Annotated in this window: 13 protein-coding genes and 1 pseudogene; 11 read left to right on the forward strand and 3 right to left on the reverse strand. The window is 73.6% G+C overall.

All coding sequences use genetic code 11. From position 1 onward, the window contains the following. Positions 1 to 454: 454 nt before the first annotated feature. Positions 455 to 1,369: a YceI family protein gene (locus ACZ56B_RS08775; RefSeq protein WP_468787746.1), complete on the forward strand. Its 915-nt coding sequence runs from the start codon at positions 455 to 457 to the stop codon at positions 1,367 to 1,369. A gap of 46 nt (positions 1,370 to 1,415) precedes the next feature. Here the strand turns inward: ACZ56B_RS08775 and ACZ56B_RS08780 are convergent. After that, a pseudogene (locus ACZ56B_RS08780) lies at positions 1,416 to 2,515 on the reverse strand (winged helix DNA-binding domain-containing protein). A gap of 566 nt (positions 2,516 to 3,081) precedes the next feature. Here ACZ56B_RS08780 and ACZ56B_RS08785 point away from each other — a divergent pair. The 8 genes from ACZ56B_RS08785 (at position 3,082) to ACZ56B_RS08820 (ending at position 10,500) form a co-directional block, all read left to right on the forward strand. Then, positions 3,082 to 4,287 carry an ATP-binding protein gene (locus tag ACZ56B_RS08785; protein WP_468787748.1) on the forward strand — a complete coding sequence of 402 codons (1,206 nt, stop codon included), beginning with the start codon at positions 3,082 to 3,084 and terminating at the stop codon, positions 4,285 to 4,287. After that, positions 4,284 to 4,694, forward strand: coding sequence for a roadblock/LC7 domain-containing protein (locus ACZ56B_RS08790; RefSeq protein WP_468787750.1), 411 nt, complete (start codon positions 4,284 to 4,286; stop codon positions 4,692 to 4,694). The genes ACZ56B_RS08785 and ACZ56B_RS08790 overlap by 4 nt, the downstream gene beginning before the upstream one ends. Continuing rightward, entirely contained in the window at positions 4,691 to 5,065 is a 375-nt protein-coding gene (locus tag ACZ56B_RS08795; RefSeq protein ID WP_184821488.1) for a DUF742 domain-containing protein, read from the forward strand. The genes ACZ56B_RS08790 and ACZ56B_RS08795 overlap by 4 nt, the downstream gene beginning before the upstream one ends. After that, positions 5,040 to 5,642: a GTP-binding protein gene (locus ACZ56B_RS08800; RefSeq protein WP_468787753.1), complete on the forward strand. Its 603-nt coding sequence runs from the start codon at positions 5,040 to 5,042 to the stop codon at positions 5,640 to 5,642. Before ACZ56B_RS08795 ends, ACZ56B_RS08800 begins: the two co-directional genes overlap by 26 nt. Positions 5,643 to 5,745: 103 nt before the next feature. Continuing rightward, positions 5,746 to 7,047, forward strand: a complete 1,302-nt coding sequence (locus ACZ56B_RS08805) for a cytochrome P450 family protein (RefSeq protein WP_468787831.1) — start codon at positions 5,746 to 5,748, stop codon at positions 7,045 to 7,047. Between the two features lie 101 nt (positions 7,048 to 7,148). Then, positions 7,149 to 8,414 carry a cytochrome P450 gene (locus tag ACZ56B_RS08810; protein WP_468787755.1) on the forward strand — a complete coding sequence of 422 codons (1,266 nt, stop codon included), beginning with the start codon at positions 7,149 to 7,151 and terminating at the stop codon, positions 8,412 to 8,414. Then, positions 8,411 to 9,208: an enoyl-CoA hydratase/isomerase family protein gene (locus tag ACZ56B_RS08815; protein WP_468787757.1), complete on the forward strand. Its 798-nt coding sequence runs from the start codon at positions 8,411 to 8,413 to the stop codon at positions 9,206 to 9,208. Before ACZ56B_RS08810 ends, ACZ56B_RS08815 begins: the two co-directional genes overlap by 4 nt. A 365-nt stretch (positions 9,209 to 9,573) precedes the next feature. After that, complete coding sequence (locus tag ACZ56B_RS08820; RefSeq protein WP_468787759.1) at positions 9,574 to 10,500, forward strand: GNAT family N-acetyltransferase; 927 nt, start codon at positions 9,574 to 9,576, stop codon at positions 10,498 to 10,500. Positions 10,501 to 10,537: 37 nt separating this feature from the next. Here ACZ56B_RS08820 and ACZ56B_RS08825 read toward each other — a convergent pair whose 3' ends face one another. Further along, positions 10,538 to 11,746 (reverse strand): cysteine desulfurase-like protein, encoded by a 1,209-nt coding sequence (locus ACZ56B_RS08825; RefSeq protein WP_468787761.1) that lies wholly within the window; start codon positions 11,744 to 11,746, stop codon positions 10,538 to 10,540. Positions 11,747 to 11,826: 80 nt separating this feature from the next. Continuing rightward, positions 11,827 to 12,942, reverse strand: a complete 1,116-nt coding sequence (locus ACZ56B_RS08830) for an AI-2E family transporter (protein WP_468787763.1) — start codon at positions 12,940 to 12,942, stop codon at positions 11,827 to 11,829. Between the two features lie 213 nt (positions 12,943 to 13,155). On the opposite strand from ACZ56B_RS08830, the gene lanKC reads away from it, so the two are divergent. Both lanKC and ramS read left to right on the forward strand, forming a co-directional pair. Then, complete coding sequence (gene lanKC / locus ACZ56B_RS08835) at positions 13,156 to 15,807, forward strand: class III lanthionine synthetase LanKC (RefSeq protein WP_468787765.1); 2,652 nt, start codon at positions 13,156 to 13,158, stop codon at positions 15,805 to 15,807. Beyond that, positions 15,804 to 15,932: a mycelium formation morphogenetic lantipeptide SapB gene (ramS, locus tag ACZ56B_RS08840; RefSeq protein WP_016827684.1), complete on the forward strand. Its 129-nt coding sequence runs from the start codon at positions 15,804 to 15,806 to the stop codon at positions 15,930 to 15,932. The genes lanKC and ramS overlap by 4 nt, the downstream gene beginning before the upstream one ends. Positions 15,933 to 16,079 lie beyond the last annotated feature (147 nt).

Here is a 16,079-nt window from a genome sequence, read left to right on the forward strand (position 1 = left end):
CCTCCCCCCCCCCCCCCCACCCCCCTCTCCCCCCCCCCCCTCCCCCCCCCCCCCCCCCCCCCCCCCCCCCCCCCCCCCCCTCCCCCCCCCCCCCCCTCTCCCCGCGACGAAGCCGGAGCCCGGACGTGCGAGCCGTGCGGAAGTGCTGTGAAACTTCGGTCACCCTTTGCCGAAGCAGTTGTGCAAATCACCCGCACCGGATGTGAAGCGACCCTTGAGTACTCCCTTGAGCTGCGGAAATCATCCCGCCGGAGGGAGCGTCCCACCCACTCCGGCATCGAGGAGCAAAAACTTCACGCAGAAACCTTTATGATCGTCGGCGAACTGCGCCCTTCGCTCCCGCTCCCTGTTTCCGGCGCTTCCGGCGCTTCCGGTGTCCGGTGGTTCTTGGCGGCCGCGAACGCACCCGAGAAGGGGGCCCGCGGGGTGACACGTGCCAAGAAAGGTGAACACCATGGTCCTCGGAATGCTCCGGCGTCGGCGGTCCCACAGCGCCTCCGACGCCGCCTCCGGCCTGACGGTCCCCCTGCCGCCCGGTGCGGGGGCCTTCGGCTGCGAGGTCGTCGACCCCATGGGGCAGCCCATGGGCGGGGCCGAGGTCACGGTGACCGCGATGGACAGCCACCGGGTCGCGGCCCACGGCACCACCGACCCGTACGGCCGCTACACGGCGACGCTGCCACCGGGCACCTACAGCGTGCGGGTCGCGGCCGAGGGCCTGTCACCCGCTCGCGAGACCATCGGCATCACCGCCGGCGTGGCCCTCCCCCAGGCCCGCATCGCGCTGGAGTCCGCCCGCCGGCTGGAACTCCCGTCGGCGGGCACCTGGCTGTTCGACCCGCCGCACACCGCGATCCGCTTCATCGCCAAGCACGTGGGCATGGCCCACGTCCACGGCCGCTTCACCCGCTTCGAGGGCGGCATCCGCATCGCGCCGGACATGGCCGACTCCCAGGTCTCGGTGCGCATCGACGCCTCCAGCATCGCCACGGGCAACAGGACCCGCGACGACCACCTGCGGTCCGCCGACTTCCTGGACGTCGAGCGCTATCCGTACATCGACTTCGCCAGTACGCGCTTCGTCTACCGCGGCGGCTCCAAGTGGACCCTGCACGGCACGCTCACCATGCACGGCACCAGCCGCTCCGTCGGCCTCGACACCACGTACCTCGGGACGGTGAACGGCGGCTACGAACAGGAGCTGCGCTGCGCGGCCCTGGCGAAGGCGGAACTGCACCGCGAGGACTTCACGCTCAACTGGCGCTCGATGCTGGCCCGCGGCATCGCGGTCGTCGGCCCCACCGTCCAGCTGGAGCTGGACGTGCAGGCGATGTACCGTACCCACGACACGCCCACGCCCCCGGAGTAGGCGGCAGCGGGCGAGCGGACCCCGCCGAGCCGCACGGGTGCGCCGTTCAGCGGGGTGAGGCGAAGACCCGGACACGGTGGCTCGCGCCGTCGCAGAGGAACGACGCCAGTGCCCGCCCCTCCTCGGCGACGGCGGCGCGGTCGGCCCGGGAGAAGCGGCGCAGCGGGGTGACCGTCACGGTGCCGGCGTCGGCGGTCTAGGTCGCGGCGGCCCGGCCGTCGAGCAGGACGACGCGTTCACCGGCGACCGACAGGCCGCGGTGGGCGTCGTCGACGATCCGGCCGCGGTCGTGAGAGGCGAGGAGCGCGTTGTCGAACGCCGGCAGGAACCGCACCGGGGCGGGCGTACCGGGATCCGGACGCGGCGCGTCGGGCAGGTCCAGCAGTTCCCGGCCGCGTGCGTCGCGGAAGGCGACCGGTTCCCCGCGGAGGGCGGTGATCGCGGCCGGCCGTCCGGCCAGGTCGCACCAGGCGCGCAGGTCGGCCGAGGCGGCGGGACCGAACGCGGCCGGGTAGCGCCGCACCAGCGCCCGGCCGACCGGATCGGTCCCGTCCGGGGACGGCGGGTCGATCCCGCGCCCCAGCCAGGAGGAGAGCGGCACGGTGCGCACCCCGGCCTTCGCGCGCCACAGCCCGCGCGGCGGCAGTTGCACCACCGGGACGAGGGCGCGGACCACCGTCTCCCCCAGCGCCCGCCGCCCCGGCCCGGGCCACTGCGCGGCGAGTTCCCGCGCGAGTTCGGCCGTCGTGCGCGGCACGCCGTCGGCCATCACCCGCGGGCCGCCGCGGCGAGCCCGTCGAGGTCCACTCCGTCGAACTCGCGGCGGTGGACCCCGAGGACCCGTCGACGCAGCATGGCGTCGTGGCGGGCCCGCCAGGCCAGGGCGTCGTCGGCGGTGACCAGGTGGACGGTGCGGCGCATGAGGCGGGTGCGCACCACGCGCCGCCCGGTCAGCAGGTCCGACAGTTCCGCCGGGTCGAAGGCGCGCAGCCGCGACCAGAGTCCGGCGAACGGCTCCTGCGGCTCCTGCGCCTGCAGTCCGCACAGGTGCGCGACGGCATCGGTCACGGGGAGGTCGGCGCGTTCGAGCAGCAACTGCCGGGCCAGTGCGGCCCGGTTGCGCGCACGGTCGTCGAGGACGGTCATGGAAGTCCCTCCCGGGGTGTGCGTGCCGGGCACCGGCCGACCCGTGCGTGAAGCGGTCCGCGGGCCGCGCGCGGTGCGCGGTGCGCGGTGCGCGGGCCGGCCCGTCCGCCGCCGGGTGGAGCGGAACGCGTCGGCGGTCGTGGGGGGTCCGGACCTCCCGGCCGGCCCCGCGGGCACGGGAGAACCGTCGCAGCCGAAGCGGTCAGGACGTGTCCTCTTCGCGGAGCGGGTCCCCGTCACGCCGCAGGCGCCCGCGCGGCCGCCGGACGAATCACCGTAAGGAGACATCTTCCGGTCCGGCCGCGCGTCCTGGTGTGTGGGTCTGGTGAGGGTCCTCAACCACGCATCGAAGCAGGCAGGTTGCCCATACGCGCCTGATAAGATCATCGCACGTTCAGCAGGCTGGCGGCGCGTCATGAACGCGTACGGGGGACAGTCTCTAAGGCCCCATCGTCAAGGAGTCGGGCTTGGTCCGCCCGTGGCCCGCGCCGTTCGGCGGCACGGGCCCGGCAGGGTTCGGTGGACCTCCCGTGCTCCCGGCGCGATGCGACTTCCAAGAGAGTCTCATGACGTCATTGATCCGGGATCCACTGTTGTGGGTCTTGCTTGTGGTGCTCGTCGCTGCGGTCTTCGCGGTGATGCGGGCACGGAGAACCAATCTGGCGCTCCGAAGAACGAAGGACGACCTGGAGACCGGACTGGGCCAGGCCCAGGACCGGGTCGCGCGGCTCCAGGAGCACATCGCCTCCCTGAACACCCGGCACAAGGACGACCTCGCGGACGTCCGGGCCGACGCGGAGTCGTCGACCAAGGCCGTGCTGAAGTCGGCCATGGGAACGCTGCAGTCCCTCGCCGAGGAGCAGCAACTGCTGCTGGACGAGCTGCTGAAGAAGTACGGCAACGACACCGAGGTGCTGGCCGACCTGATGTCGGTGGACCACACCGGCAGCCAGTTCAGCCGCCGGGCCAAAGGAATCTCGGTCCTGTGCGGCGGGTGGCTGGGCCGGCGCGAGGGCGCGGCGACCGTCTACGACGTGGCCCGCAGCGCGCAGGGACGGATCAAGGACTTCGGCCGGGTCAGCATCCACGCGCAGGCCAGCGTCTCCGTCACCGGCAAGGCCGTCGAGCCGCTGGCCGTCGTGCTGGCCGAGCTGCTGGACAACGCGACCACCTACAGCGCCCCGGGCACGCCGGTCGAGGTCAACATCCAGGCCGTCCCCACGGGCGTGTGCTTCATCGTCGACGACGCCGGACTGGGCATGGACCAGGAGACCAAGGACCGGGCGGCGGCCCTCCTCGACGCCGACGGCCCCGTGGACATCACCGGACTCGGCGACCCTCCCCACTTCGGTTTCGCCGTGTGCGGCATGCTCGCCGCACGCTACGGCTTCGCCGTCTCGGTCGGATCCGTGTCCCCCTACGGCGGAGTGCGTGCAGTGATCCGTGTACCCGAAAGCCTCCTGTCGGCCGACGGCCCGTCGCCCGCCGAGCCGGTCCGGGAGACCGAGGCCCGGGAGGCCGCGCCCCAGCGGCTGGCTCCCGTGCCGGTGGGCCCCTCGCACGTGGTGGGCACGACGTCCGGCGGGCTGCCCAAGCGCCGCCGGCGCCAGGGGCCCATCGCGGTGGTGCCTCCGCCGGAGGCCGCACCCGGGGCCGACGAGCAGACGTCCGAGCCGGCCAGCGAGGTGACCGCGTCCCGCCTGGGGGCGTTCGCGCGCGGCACCCAGCTCGGACGGAACACGAACACCACGGAAGGACCTGACCACCAGTGAACACCGACCTGTCGTGGGTGCTGAACGACGTGCTCGAGGTGCGTGGTGCCCGCCACGCGGTCCTCGTCTCGGGCGACGGCCTGCTGCTGCAGCGTTCGGACGACATCTCGCGCGACGACGCGGAGACGAACGCCGCCGCGATGAGCTCCATGCAGTCCCTCAGCCGGGCGGTGGCCGGGTTCGTCGGCGCGGGACACGGGATCTGGAAGCAGACGCTGCTGGAGTACGACGGCGGCTGGATCTTCCTCATCGCCGCCGGGCAGGGCGCCTACCTGGCCGTGTCCGCCGCCCTGGACGTCGACATGGAGGCCATGTCGTTCCGCATGCAGAAGACCGTGACGGCGCTGAGCAAGGCGATGAGCGTGGCGCCGCGCTCCGACCGCGCGGACAACGGTGTCGGCGCATGACGACCCCCGGCGAGGAAGCGTCCGTCACCAGTGACTTCGTCCGCTCCTACGTCATCACGGGCGGCCGGAGCCTGCCCTCCTCGGACGACCTGGCGCTGCACACCCTGGTCACCCTGGCTCCCGAGCGGACCCTTCCGCTGGGGGCCGGGCCCGAGGTCAGGGCGATCTGGGACCTGTGCGCGGGTGGCTACCTGTCGGTCGCCGAGGTGGCCGGCCACCTCGGGCTCCCGGTCGGAGTGGCCCGGCTGCTGCTGACCGATTTATTCGAACAGGGCCACCTGTTGCGCCGTGCCGAGCCGCCACGGGCCCAGAACGTTGACAGAGCGACCCTCGAGAAGGTTCTGAATGGACTCCAATCCCTCATCGGCTGAGACGGCCCAGAGGTCCATCTACGTCTCCAGCGCGGTGACCAACGCCGCCAAGATCCTGGTCGTCGGGCACTTCGCCGTGGGCAAGACGACCTTCATCGGTTCGCTGTCGGAGATCACTCCGCTGCGTACCGAGGAGAAGATGACCCAGGCGTCCGTCCACGTGGACGACCTGCGGGGCGTGGCGGACAAGAAGACCACCACGGTCGCGCTGGACTTCGGCCGCCTCACCCTGAGCGACGACCTGGTGCTGTACCTGTTCGGGACACCGGGGCAGCAGCGCTTCATGCAGCTGTGGGAGGACATGGCCCGCGGCGCGCTGGGAGCGCTGCTGCTGGTCGACCCGGCGCGGCTGGAGGAGACGTTCCCCGTCATCGACCTCGTCGAGCGCTACGGCCTGGAGTACGCCATCGCCGTCAACTGCTTCGACCCGGCGACCACCTACGGCGAGGCGGAGGTGCGCGAGGCGCTCGACCTGCTCCCGGACACCCCCGTCGTCTACTGCGACGCACGCGACCAGCAGTCCTCCGCCAGGGCTCTGATCGCACTGGTCCGGCACCTGCTCGAGCGCACCGCCTGACCGCCCCGCGCCCACCCGGCCCGGGAACGGAGGTTCCCGGATCACTAAGGAAGACGTCATGGATCCTCAGCAGACCTCTGCGCCCACCGCGGGCAGATGCCCGATGCACGACGCCTCGTTCGCCGCCGACCCGCAGCAGGTCTACGACCGGTTGCGCGCCCACGCCCCGGCCGGCCCGGTCGAACTCGCCCCGGGCGTGGAGGCCACCTTGGTCGTCGGGCACGAGACGGCGCTGCGGGTGCTGCAGAACACCGAGCTCTTCGCCCGCGACGCCCGTCGCTGGAAGGCGCTGAACGAGGGCCGCATCAGCATGGACAGCCCGGTCCTGCCGATGATGGCCTACCGGCCCAACTGCCTGTTCACCGACGGCGCGGTGCACCTGCGGCTGCGCAAGGCGGTCACCGACAGCCTGGCCCGGCTCAACATCACCCGGATCCGGCGGGACGTGGAGCCGATCGCCGACTACCTCCTCGACCGGTTCAGCGAGCGGGGCCGCGCCGACCTGCTCAACGACTACGCCAAACTGCTGCCGCTGCTGCTGTTCAACAAGCTCTTCGGCTGCCCCGCGGGCATCGGCGACACCCTCACCACCTCCATGTCGGCGATCTTCGACGGCAAGGACGCCCTGCGCGCCAACGAGGACCTCACCGCCTGCCTCATGGAGCTGATCGCCCTCAAGCGGCGCAGGCCCGGTGACGACGTCACCTCCTGGCTGATCCAGCACCCCGCCGGGCTGACCGACGAGGAGCTCAAGGACCAGCTGGTGATGCTGATGGGCGCCGGTGTCGAGCCCGAGCGCAACCTCATCGGCAACGCGCTGGTCCTGCTGCTGTCCGGCGCGGGCGGACGGCAGAGCGGCATGCTGATCGAGGAGGCGCTCGATCACGTGCTGTGGAACCAGACCCCCATCGCCAACTACGCCACCCACTACCCGGTCCAGGACGTCGACCTCGGCGGCCACGTGGCGGAGGCGGGCACCCCGGTGGTCATCTCCTTCGCGGGGGCCAACAGCGACCCCGCGCTCGCCGAGGCCCGCCGCGCGCACAGCAAGGGGGCCCACCTGGCGTGGGGGGCCGGCCCGCACGCCTGTCCCGCCAAGGACCCGGCGCAGGTCATCGCGACCACCGCGATCGAACGGCTCCTCAACGCCCTGCCCGACCTGATGCTCGCCGTGCCCGAGAAGGACCTGCGGTGGCGGCCGGGGCCGTTCCACCGCGCCCTCGTCGAGCTGCCCGTGACCTTCAGCCCCACGCCGGCCACCCGCATGGCGGCCGCTATCCGGAACCGGCCCCCGGCGCCGGACGCGGAGCAGCCCCTCCCGAGGGCCTCGTCCGCACCGGTCCGGCAGGACCCGGCGCGCAGGAAGGGGTTCTGGAGCAGCTTCCTGGACATCTTCCGTGTCTGATGCACTGCATGTGACAGGAGCAACACACAGAGGCGCATGACACAGGGAGGTGGAAGGGTAGGTTCCGGTGGTACCGGCAGAACCAGTCAAAGGAGCCATGCGTGACCGCAGTTGGCGACATACGCGGCACCACCGCCGACCGCCGAGCCGTCATCTCCCTTCTCCGCCACCTGCGTTCCCATGAGGGGCAGGCCAACCCCCTGCCCGTCTGGGAGGAGTTGCGCTCCATGGGAGACGTCGTACGCGCCCCCTGGGGGGGATACTTCGTCACCGGGTTCGACGCGTGCAGCCAGGTCCTGCGCGGCAGGAACTGGCTCGTGCCGGACTTCGCGTGGCAGGAGCGCCAGCCCGACACGGAACGCTGGCAGGCTCCCGCCACGCGGGAGATGACCCGCACCCTGCCCCGCCTCAACGCCCCCACCCACACCTGCCAGCGGCGGGCCCTGGGCAACCCCTTCGACCGCGCCACCCTCCAGGCCCTGCGCCCCCGGATCGCCTCCCTGGCCTCCGGGCTCCTCGACGACCTCGAGGACCGGCTGCGCGCCGGCGGGGAGGCCGACTTCGTCCGCACCGTCGCCGAGCAGCTCCCCGTCCGGACCGTCGGTGAGTGGCTCGGGATCGCTCCGGAGCACTTCGCGCACATCCTGGACTTCACCCACCGCCAGGTCTACGCGCAGGAACTGCTGCCCACCAAGAGCGAACTCGCCGTGTCGGCCCGGGCCACGCTGGAGATGCGGGCCTTCTTCACCGATCTGATCAGGCGGCGGCGGGAACACCCCGGCAACGATGTCCTGACCGGCTGGATCCACCACTGGGACGCCCAGTACCCCGGCGACCGGGCGGCCGCGGACCAGGTGATCTACGACCTGACGATGTTCATCACCATCGCCTCGCTGGAGACCAGCGCGGTCCTGATGGCCAACGCCGTGTGGTTCCTCACCCAGGAGCCCTCCCGCGCGGCCTGGCTGCGCCGGCACCCCGAGCACATCGACGACGCGATCGAGGAGACGCTGCGCTACGACCCGCCCGTGTACGTCAACTCCCGCATCGCCGCGGAGGACACCGTCCTGGCGGGCGTGCCCGTCGCGAAGGACACCACCGTCCACGTCCTGTACGGCTCGGCCGCCCACGACCCCCGCCGCAACGAGCGGCCCCACGTCTTCGACATCCGGCGCAACGGAAGCCACCTCACCTTCGGCGGCGGCGCCCACTACTGCCTCGGCGCGGCCCTCGCCCGGCTGGAGGCCCGCGAGCTGCTCGGCCAGGTGCTGGAACGATTCCCCACGCTGCGGCCCGTCGCGCCCCCCGAGTACGACACCTCCCGTGTCGTCTTCCGCCGCATCACCTCCCTGAAAGTCACGACATGAGCGCGCCCCTCGCCGAACTCCCCGTGGACCGCACACTCAAGACCCTGCGCACCCGCCGGCAGGGTCCCCTCCTCACCATCGAGCTGAACGTCCCCGAAGAGGGGAACGCCGTCACCGACGCCATGCTGGACGACCTCCTCACCGTCCTCGACGGACAGGACCCCGCGGTACGGGTCGTCGTGCTGGCCGCCGCCGGCGACGACTTCTGCCTCGGCGGCGACCGCCGCGAGTTCGCCGAGCACCTGGTCCACGACCCCACCGGAGGCGGCGTCCGCGCCTCCGGAGTCCGGGCCCGGCGCGTGTGCGACGCCCTCACCTCCAACCCCGCCGTCACCATCGCCCGCGTCCAGGGAAGGGCCGTCGGCGCCGGTTTCGCCCTCGCCCTCGCCTGCGACCTGCGGGTGGGCGCGGACACCGCCACCTTCCGGCTGCCCGAGCTCGCGCTCGGGCTGCCCACGGCCTGGGGCGGGCTCCTCCCCCGCCTCGTCAGCGAGGTCGGCGCCGCCCACGTGCGCGAACTCGTCCTCACCGGACGTCCCGTCGACGCCCACGAGGCCCGCCGCCTGTCGATCCTGCAGAACGTCGTGGCCGAGGACGCCCTCGACGCCGCCGTCACCGCCTGGGCCGGCCCCCTCCTGCGCCGGCCGGCGGCGGGCCTGCGCGTCACCAAGACGCTGCTGCACTCCCTCACCGCCGCCACCCGCCTCGCCGACGCCTCGGCACTGGACCCCGAGCTGATGGCGGCGGTCGTCACCGAGGCGCATCACGCGGGCCGTGCCCGCCGGCCCGGCTGACGCGTGCCCGGCGGGGCGGCCCGGCCGGGGGTGCGGCCGGCCGCGCCGGGAGCCGGTCCCCCGGCACGGTCCTCGGGCGCGGGCCGCGCCGCCTCGGGGCCCGGGGTGCCCGGCCGGCGCCGAGGGGGCGGCCCCGGCCCGCTCGAAGTCCTTCCGGAGCCCGCCGCGGGCCGTCGCCGGACCCGGACAAAACCGGTGGCTCGGACACCGGCGGACGTCCGCTCCCGGTGGCTCCGGCCCCGGCGGGTACGGACGTCCTCGATGACCGGAGCCGCCCGCACGCCGGTGTCCACGGCACCACGAGGGCACGCCCCGGGCGGAAAAGCCGTTGCGGCACCCGCCCCGGCCGCGGATTCTTGGTTCCCGTGCCCTCCTCACCGCGCCCCGTCTCGCTGGACGACGCGCCCGCCGTCACCGAACTGCTCAACCGGGTCGACGAGATCGAGATCGGCCGCCCCGAGACCGACCTCCACACCGTCGAGGCCGAGCTGAGGCATCCCGAGGTCGACCTGGAGCGCGACTCCTGGCTCGTCCTCGACGGCGACCGGGTGGTGGCCTACGGGCTGCTGTGGGACGCCTCCGGCGGCGACCGCATCGACATCGACCATTACGTCCTGCCCGACCACCAGGAGAGCGCCGCGCTCCTGCTGGAGGCCATGGAGACCAGGGCGCTGGAGAAGGCCCGGGGGAACGGCGCCGCGCGGGCCGTGGTGCACCTGCACCTCAACGCGGTGCCCACCCTCGACACCCGCCTGCTCCGGGAGCGGCGCTGGCGGGTCGTGCGCCGGTACCACGTCCTGCGCCGCGCGCTGGACCCCGTGCGGGACACGGCTCCCGAAGTGCCCCGCGGCCTGCGGATCCGGGCCTGCGCCACCGAGGCGGACCGCGTCCGCGTCCACGCGCTGTACCAGGCCTCCTTCGCCGGCCACTTCGACTTCCAGCCGCGCGCCTACGGACCGTGGCTGCACGACGTCGACGCCGGGGGACTGGACTGGTCCCTGGTCTGGATCGTCTCCGACGACCGTGAGGGAGACGTGGGGTTCCTGCTCGCACGCGACGACCGGGGGGCCATGGGCTGGATCCGCAGCATCGGCGTCCTGCCCGGGGCCCGGGGCCGGGGCCTCGGCGGCCTCCTGCTGCGGCACGCCTTCGCGGCCTTCGCCGCGCGGGGGCGGGACGTCGTCGGGCTCGGCGTGGACACGGCGAACGCCACCGGGGCTCCCCGGCTGTACGACCGCCACGGGATGACCGTCCACTACGCCGTCGACACCTGGGAGACGGTCCTGGGCTGAGCCCGGGGCGACGCGGGCCGGACCTCCGCGGGCGCGGCTACCCCTCCCCCAGGAAGACCGCCAGCCCTTCCAGCAGCCGGTCGACGTCCTCCGGGGACGTGTACGGGGCGAGGCCGACGCGCAGCCCGCCGGTGTCCCCCAGGCCGAGACGCCGGGAGGCCTCCAGCGCGTAGAAGTTCCCGGAGGGCGCGTGGACGCCGCGCCCCGCCAGGAACCGGTAGGCGTCCGCGGTGTCGTGGCCCTCGAGGGTGAGCAGGAGCGTCGGGGTGCGCCGGGCCGCGCGGGAGTGGACGGTGACCCCCCGCAGGGCCGCCAGCCCCTTCTCCAGCCGGTCCCGCAGCACGTCCTCGTGCGCCCCGATCGCCTCGAACGCCGAGTCGAGGCGCTCGCGGCGGCCGCCGTCCCGCCGCTGCCCCAGACCGGCCAGGAAGTCGACGGCCGCGCGGGTGCCCGCCAGGAACTCGTAGGGCAGCGTGCCGAGTTCGAAACGCTCGGGAACCGCGTCCGTGGAGGGCAGCAGCTTCTCCGGGCGCAGGGTCCGAAGGAGCCCGGGGCGGGCGGCCAGGACACCGTGGTGCGGGCCGAGGAACTTGTACGGGGAGCAGACGAAGAAGTCCGCGCCGAGCGCCCCGACGTCGACGCGGGCGTGCGCGGTGTAGTGGACGCCGTCGACGTGGAGCAGCGCGCCGGCCTCGTGCACGGTCCGCGCGATCTCGGCGACCGGCGGGACCGTGCCGATCAGGTTCGAGGCCGCGGTGACCGCCACCAGCCGGGTGCGCCCGGAGAGCACGGCCCGGACGTCGTCGGCGGTCAGCTCACCGGTGGCCGGGTCGAAGTCCGCCCACCGGACGGTGGCACCGGACCGCTCGGCCGCCTGCACCCAGGGGCGGATGTTGGCGTCGTGGTCCAGCCGCGTGACGACCACCTCGTCGCCGGGCGACCAGTCGCGGGCCAGGGTGCGGGAGAAGTCGTAGGTGAGCTGGGTGGCGCTGCGCCCGAAGACGATGCCGGCCGGATCGGCGCCCAGGAGGTCGGCCACGGCCCGGCGGGCCCCGGCGACGATGTCCTGCGCGTTGCGTTCGCCGGGCAGCGCCTCGCCCCGTATCGACAGGGGGCGGGACAGCGCGCCGGCGATCGCCTCGATGACGGGCAGGGGCGTCTGGGTGCCGCCGGGGCCGTCGAAGTGCGCGGTGCCGGCGGCCAGTGCGGGGATCTGGGCGCGCAGGGCGGTGAGGTCGTACGTCACGGGAACTTCCTGTCGGGCGGGAGCGGGAACGGGGTGCCGGCGGGCCGGCGGTGTGCCGGCCCGCCGGGCGGGGCGGGCCGTTACGACGGGACGCCGGCACCGGTGTCCGGGACACCGGCGCCCGGGCCCGGCGGGGGGTCGCTGAGCTGCTCGCGCACATAGTTCCAGACCACCGCGATCAGCCCGGCGACCGGTACGGCGAGGAAGCTGCCGGCGATGCCGGCCAGGCTTCCGCCCAGCGTCACCGCCAGCAGGACCACCGCCGCGTGCAGGCCGAGCCCCCTGCTCTGGATGATGGGCTGGAACACGTTGCCCTCGAGCTGCTGCACCACGATGATGACGGCCAGCACCAGCAGGGCGTTGGTCAGGCCGTTCGACACGAGCGCGATGAGCACCGCGACGAAGCCGGCGAACAGGGCGCCCACGATGGGCACGAACGCGGCCAGGAAGGTCAGCACCGCGAGCGGGAGCACCAGGGGGACGTCCAGGAGCCACAGGCCCAGCCCGACGCCCACGGCGTCGAGCAGGCCGACGAGCGCCTGGGACCGCACGAACGCGCCGAGGCTGTCCCAGCACCGCGCGGCCACGGCCGGGACGTCGGTGGCGAGCCGGCCGGGCAGCTGCCGGGCGAGCCACGGCAGGAAGCGCGGCCCGTCCTTGAGGAAGAAGAACATCAGGAAGAGCGCCAGAACGGCCGTGACCACACCGCTGAAGACGGTGCTCACCCCCGTGACGGCGGTGTTGGCGATGGACCCGGCGCTCTCCTGGATGCGGACGGTGGCGGCGTCGAAGGCGTGGGCGATCTGGTCGTCGTCGATGTTCAGCGGCGGTCCGGCGGCCCATTCGCGCAGCCTCTGGATCCCCTCGATCACGCCGTCGGCCAGCCGGCCGGACTGCGACGCCACCGGCACCGCGATCAGCGCCACGGTGCCCGCGCCCACCAGCAGGAACAGCACGGTCACGACGGACGCGGCGAGCGCCGGGGCCACCCCGCGCCGGCGCAGGAAGCGGGCCAGGGGCCAGGTGAGCGTGGTGAGGAGGAGGGCGACCACCAGCGGCCAGACCACCGGCCACATCCGACCCAGCAGCCACAGAACCACCGCGGCCATCACCAGGACCAGCAGCAGTTCGCCGGAGAGGCGCGCCGAGACACGGAGCGCGGCGCGGGTTCTCCTCGAATTCAGCGTCGCAGACATGAGGGCACTTTATGGGGCCCGCGCGCCGGGAGGGTTCCTGACCCCGCGTCCGCTCGGGCGGGTGCCGCGGAGCACGCCGGCGCGCCGTGCCGTTCGTTCCCGCGAAGTTACCCGTGCGTTCCGCACATCGGAGTCGTGACAGCGGTGACTGTCCCCGGCGGGGCGCCGCATGACAGCGTCTTCCCCGTCACCGACCGGTGGGAGGGAGAGGGCGTGAACAAGGGCTACGCCGTGTACTGCGACGCGGATCCGCACTTCTACGACGCTCCGCACCGCACGACTCCCGGCACCGGCGCGGGTCGCTCCCGGTACGCCGCGGCCTCCCGGCCCGTCCCGGCGGGATGGCAGCGCAACGAGAGCGGGGACTGGCTCGCCCTGCGGCCGGTGGACACCGACCTGCCCGACCAGGGCTGGAAGATCCACGTCTCCGCGTGCCTCGACAACGCCGAGTCCGTGCTGGAGCGCGTCTACGACCACTGCGTCGCCCACGGGACGGCCTTCAAGTTCGTCCCCAGCCGCTACCTGCTGCACCAGCGCAACGCCAAGTACGCCGACCGGGCCGGCAGCGGCAAGTTCATCACCGTGTACCCGGCGGACGAGGAGCGCTTCGAGCGCATCGCGGGCGAGCTGTCGGACCTGCTGGCCGGGGAGCCCGGCCCCCACATCCTGAGCGACCTGAGACTCGGCGACGGCCCCGTGCACGTCCGGTACGGCGGCTTCACCCGCCGCAACTGCTACGACGAGACCGGTGAGCTGCGGCCCGCCGTGGCCCGCCCCGACGGAGTGCTGGTGCCCGACCTGCGCGGCCCCGTCTTCCGCGTACCGGACTGGGTGACCCCGCCCGCCTTCCTGCGCCCGCACCTGGACGCCCGCGCCGCGACGACCGTGACGGACCTGCCGTACGCGATCGAGTCGGCACTGCACTTCTCCAACGGCGGGGGCGTCTACCTCGCCCGTGACACCCGCACCGACGAGCGGGTGGTCCTCAAGGAGGCCCGCCCGCACGCCGGGCTGGCCGCCGACGGCGCCGACGCGGTGACCCGGCTGCACCGCGAGCGCCGGGCGCTGGAACGCCTGTCGGGCCTCGACTGCACGCCCGAGGTGCTGGACCACCTGACCGTCGGGGAGCACCACTTCCTCGTGCTGGAGCACATCGACGGCAAGCCGCTCAACACGTTCTTCGCGCGCCGTCACCCGCTCATCGAGGCCGACCCGGACGAGGAGCGGCTGGCCGAGTACACCGCCTGGGCCCTGGACGTCCACGCCCGGGTGGAACGGGCCGTCGCGGACGTCCACGCGCGGGGCGTGGTCTTCAACGACCTGCACCTGTTCAACATCATGATCCGCGAGGACGGCAGGGTCGCGCTGCTGGACTTCGAGGCCGCGCACCACGTCGACGAGCCGGGCCGGCAGACCGTCGCGAACCCGGGGTTCGTCGCACCGCCGGGCCGGCGGGGGGTCTCGGTGGACCGGTACGCGCTGGCCTGTCTGCGACTGGCGCTGTTCCTCCCGCTCACCAGCCTGTTCGCGCTGGACCGGCGCAAGGCGGGGCACCTCGCCGACCTGATAGCGGGTCAGTTCCCGGTCGGGCGCGAGTTCCTGGACGCGGCGGTCGAGGAGATCACGGACGGCGTCGCCGCGCCGCCGGCGACACGGCCGGCCCCGGAGCCGGTCGTCCCCGTGGAGCCGGGCGACTGGCCCCGCAGCCGGGAGTCGATGGCCGCGGCCGTCCTCGCGTCGGCGACGCCGTCCCGCACGGACCGCCTCTTCCCCGGGGACATCGCGCAGTTCGCCACGCCGGGCGGCGGACTGGCGTTCGGCCACGGCGCGGCGGGCGTGCTGTACGCCCTGGCCGAGAGCGGGGCGGGACGCCACGAGGACGGGGAGCAGTGGCTGCTGGAGCGGACCAAGCAACCCCCGTCGGGCATGCCGCTCGGCTTCCACGACGGACTCGCCGGGATCGCCTGGACGCTGGAGTACCTCGGCCACCGCGACCGTGCGCTCGACCTCGCCGAGCTGCTGCTCGACCAGTCCTTCGACCACCTCGCCGCGGACCTGCACAGCGGCACCGCCGGGCTGGGCCTGGCGCTGGACTCACTGGCCGCGGCCACCGGCGACACCGCGCTGCGTTCGGCGGCCCTGCGCTGCGCCGATCTGACCGCGCGCGCCACGCCCGCCGCGGCCGGGGCCCCGGCCCGGCCGCCCCGCGCGGGGCTGCTGCACGGGGCGGCCGGACGCGCCCTGTTCTTCCTGCGCCTGTACGAACGCACCGGGGACGCCGGCCTGCTGGACCTCGCGGGCGACGCGCTCCGTCAGGACCTCGCCCGCTGCGTCCGGGGAGCGGGCGGCGCCCTCCAGGTCGACGAGGGATGGCGCACCATGCCCTACCTGGGAGCGGGCAGCGTGGGCATCGGCATGGTGCTCGACGACTACCTCGCCCACCGCGACGACGCGGAGTTCGCCCGGGCGAGGGACGAGATCGTGGCGGCGGCCCAGGCCATGTTCTACGCCCAGCCGGGGCTGTACCGGGGCGTGGCCGGGATGGTGCTCTTCCTCGGGCGCACCGGGGCCACCGGGCCCGGTACGGAGCGTGCGGCCGTCCGCCGCCAGCTCGACGCGCTGTCCTGGCACGCCATGTCCTACCGGGGCCGGCTCGCCTTCCCCGGCGAGCAGATGATGCGCCTGTCGATGGACCTCTCCACCGGGACGGCCGGGTGCCTGCTGGCCGTCGCCTCCGTGCACGGCGACCCGCCCGCCGGGTTGCCGTTCCTCCCGCCGCTGCCCCGGAGGGCAGCGGCCCCAGAGCCGGCCCCGCCCGGGGCCGTGAAAGAAAACCCGTTGCCGAACGAAGGGACGACGTCATGAACCTGTTCGACCTGCAGTCGCTGGAGACCCCCAAGGAAGAGGCCATGGGGGACGTCGAGACGGGCAGCCGCGCGAGCCTGCTGCTCTGCGGCGACAGCAGCCTGAGCGTCACGACCTGCAACTGACGCTCGAGCGGCCCGCCGCGGCGACGCGGTGAACCGCTTCGCTCGGTACCGGGGGCCCGAGGGCACCAACACCCGGGGCTTCTTCGGGGGGGGGAGAGACACGCGAGGCACAGGCGACCGGCACACCCCCCGCGGAGGAGACAAGGG

This window comes from Streptomyces sp. NPDC034670 (assembly GCF_055574875.1).

Coding starts and splice junctions, on each gene's coding strand:
- ACZ56B_RS08775 (WP_468787746.1), top strand. CDS start 455: ATGGTCCTCGGAATGCTCCGGCGTCGGCGGTCCCACAGCGCCTCCGAC.
- ACZ56B_RS08795 (WP_184821488.1), top strand. CDS start 4,691: ATGACGACCCCCGGCGAGGAAGCGTCCGTCACCAGTGACTTCGTCCGC.
- ACZ56B_RS08800 (WP_468787753.1), top strand. CDS start 5,040: ATGGACTCCAATCCCTCATCGGCTGAGACGGCCCAGAGGTCCATCTAC.
- ramS (WP_016827684.1), top strand. CDS start 15,804: ATGAACCTGTTCGACCTGCAGTCGCTGGAGACCCCCAAGGAAGAGGCC.
- ACZ56B_RS08830 (WP_468787763.1), bottom strand. CDS start 12,942: ATGTCTGCGACGCTGAATTCGAGGAGAACCCGCGCCGCGCTCCGTGTC.
- ACZ56B_RS08805 (WP_468787831.1), top strand. CDS start 5,746: ATGCACGACGCCTCGTTCGCCGCCGACCCGCAGCAGGTCTACGACCGG.
- ACZ56B_RS08785 (WP_468787748.1), top strand. CDS start 3,082: ATGACGTCATTGATCCGGGATCCACTGTTGTGGGTCTTGCTTGTGGTG.
- ACZ56B_RS08815 (WP_468787757.1), top strand. CDS start 8,411: ATGAGCGCGCCCCTCGCCGAACTCCCCGTGGACCGCACACTCAAGACC.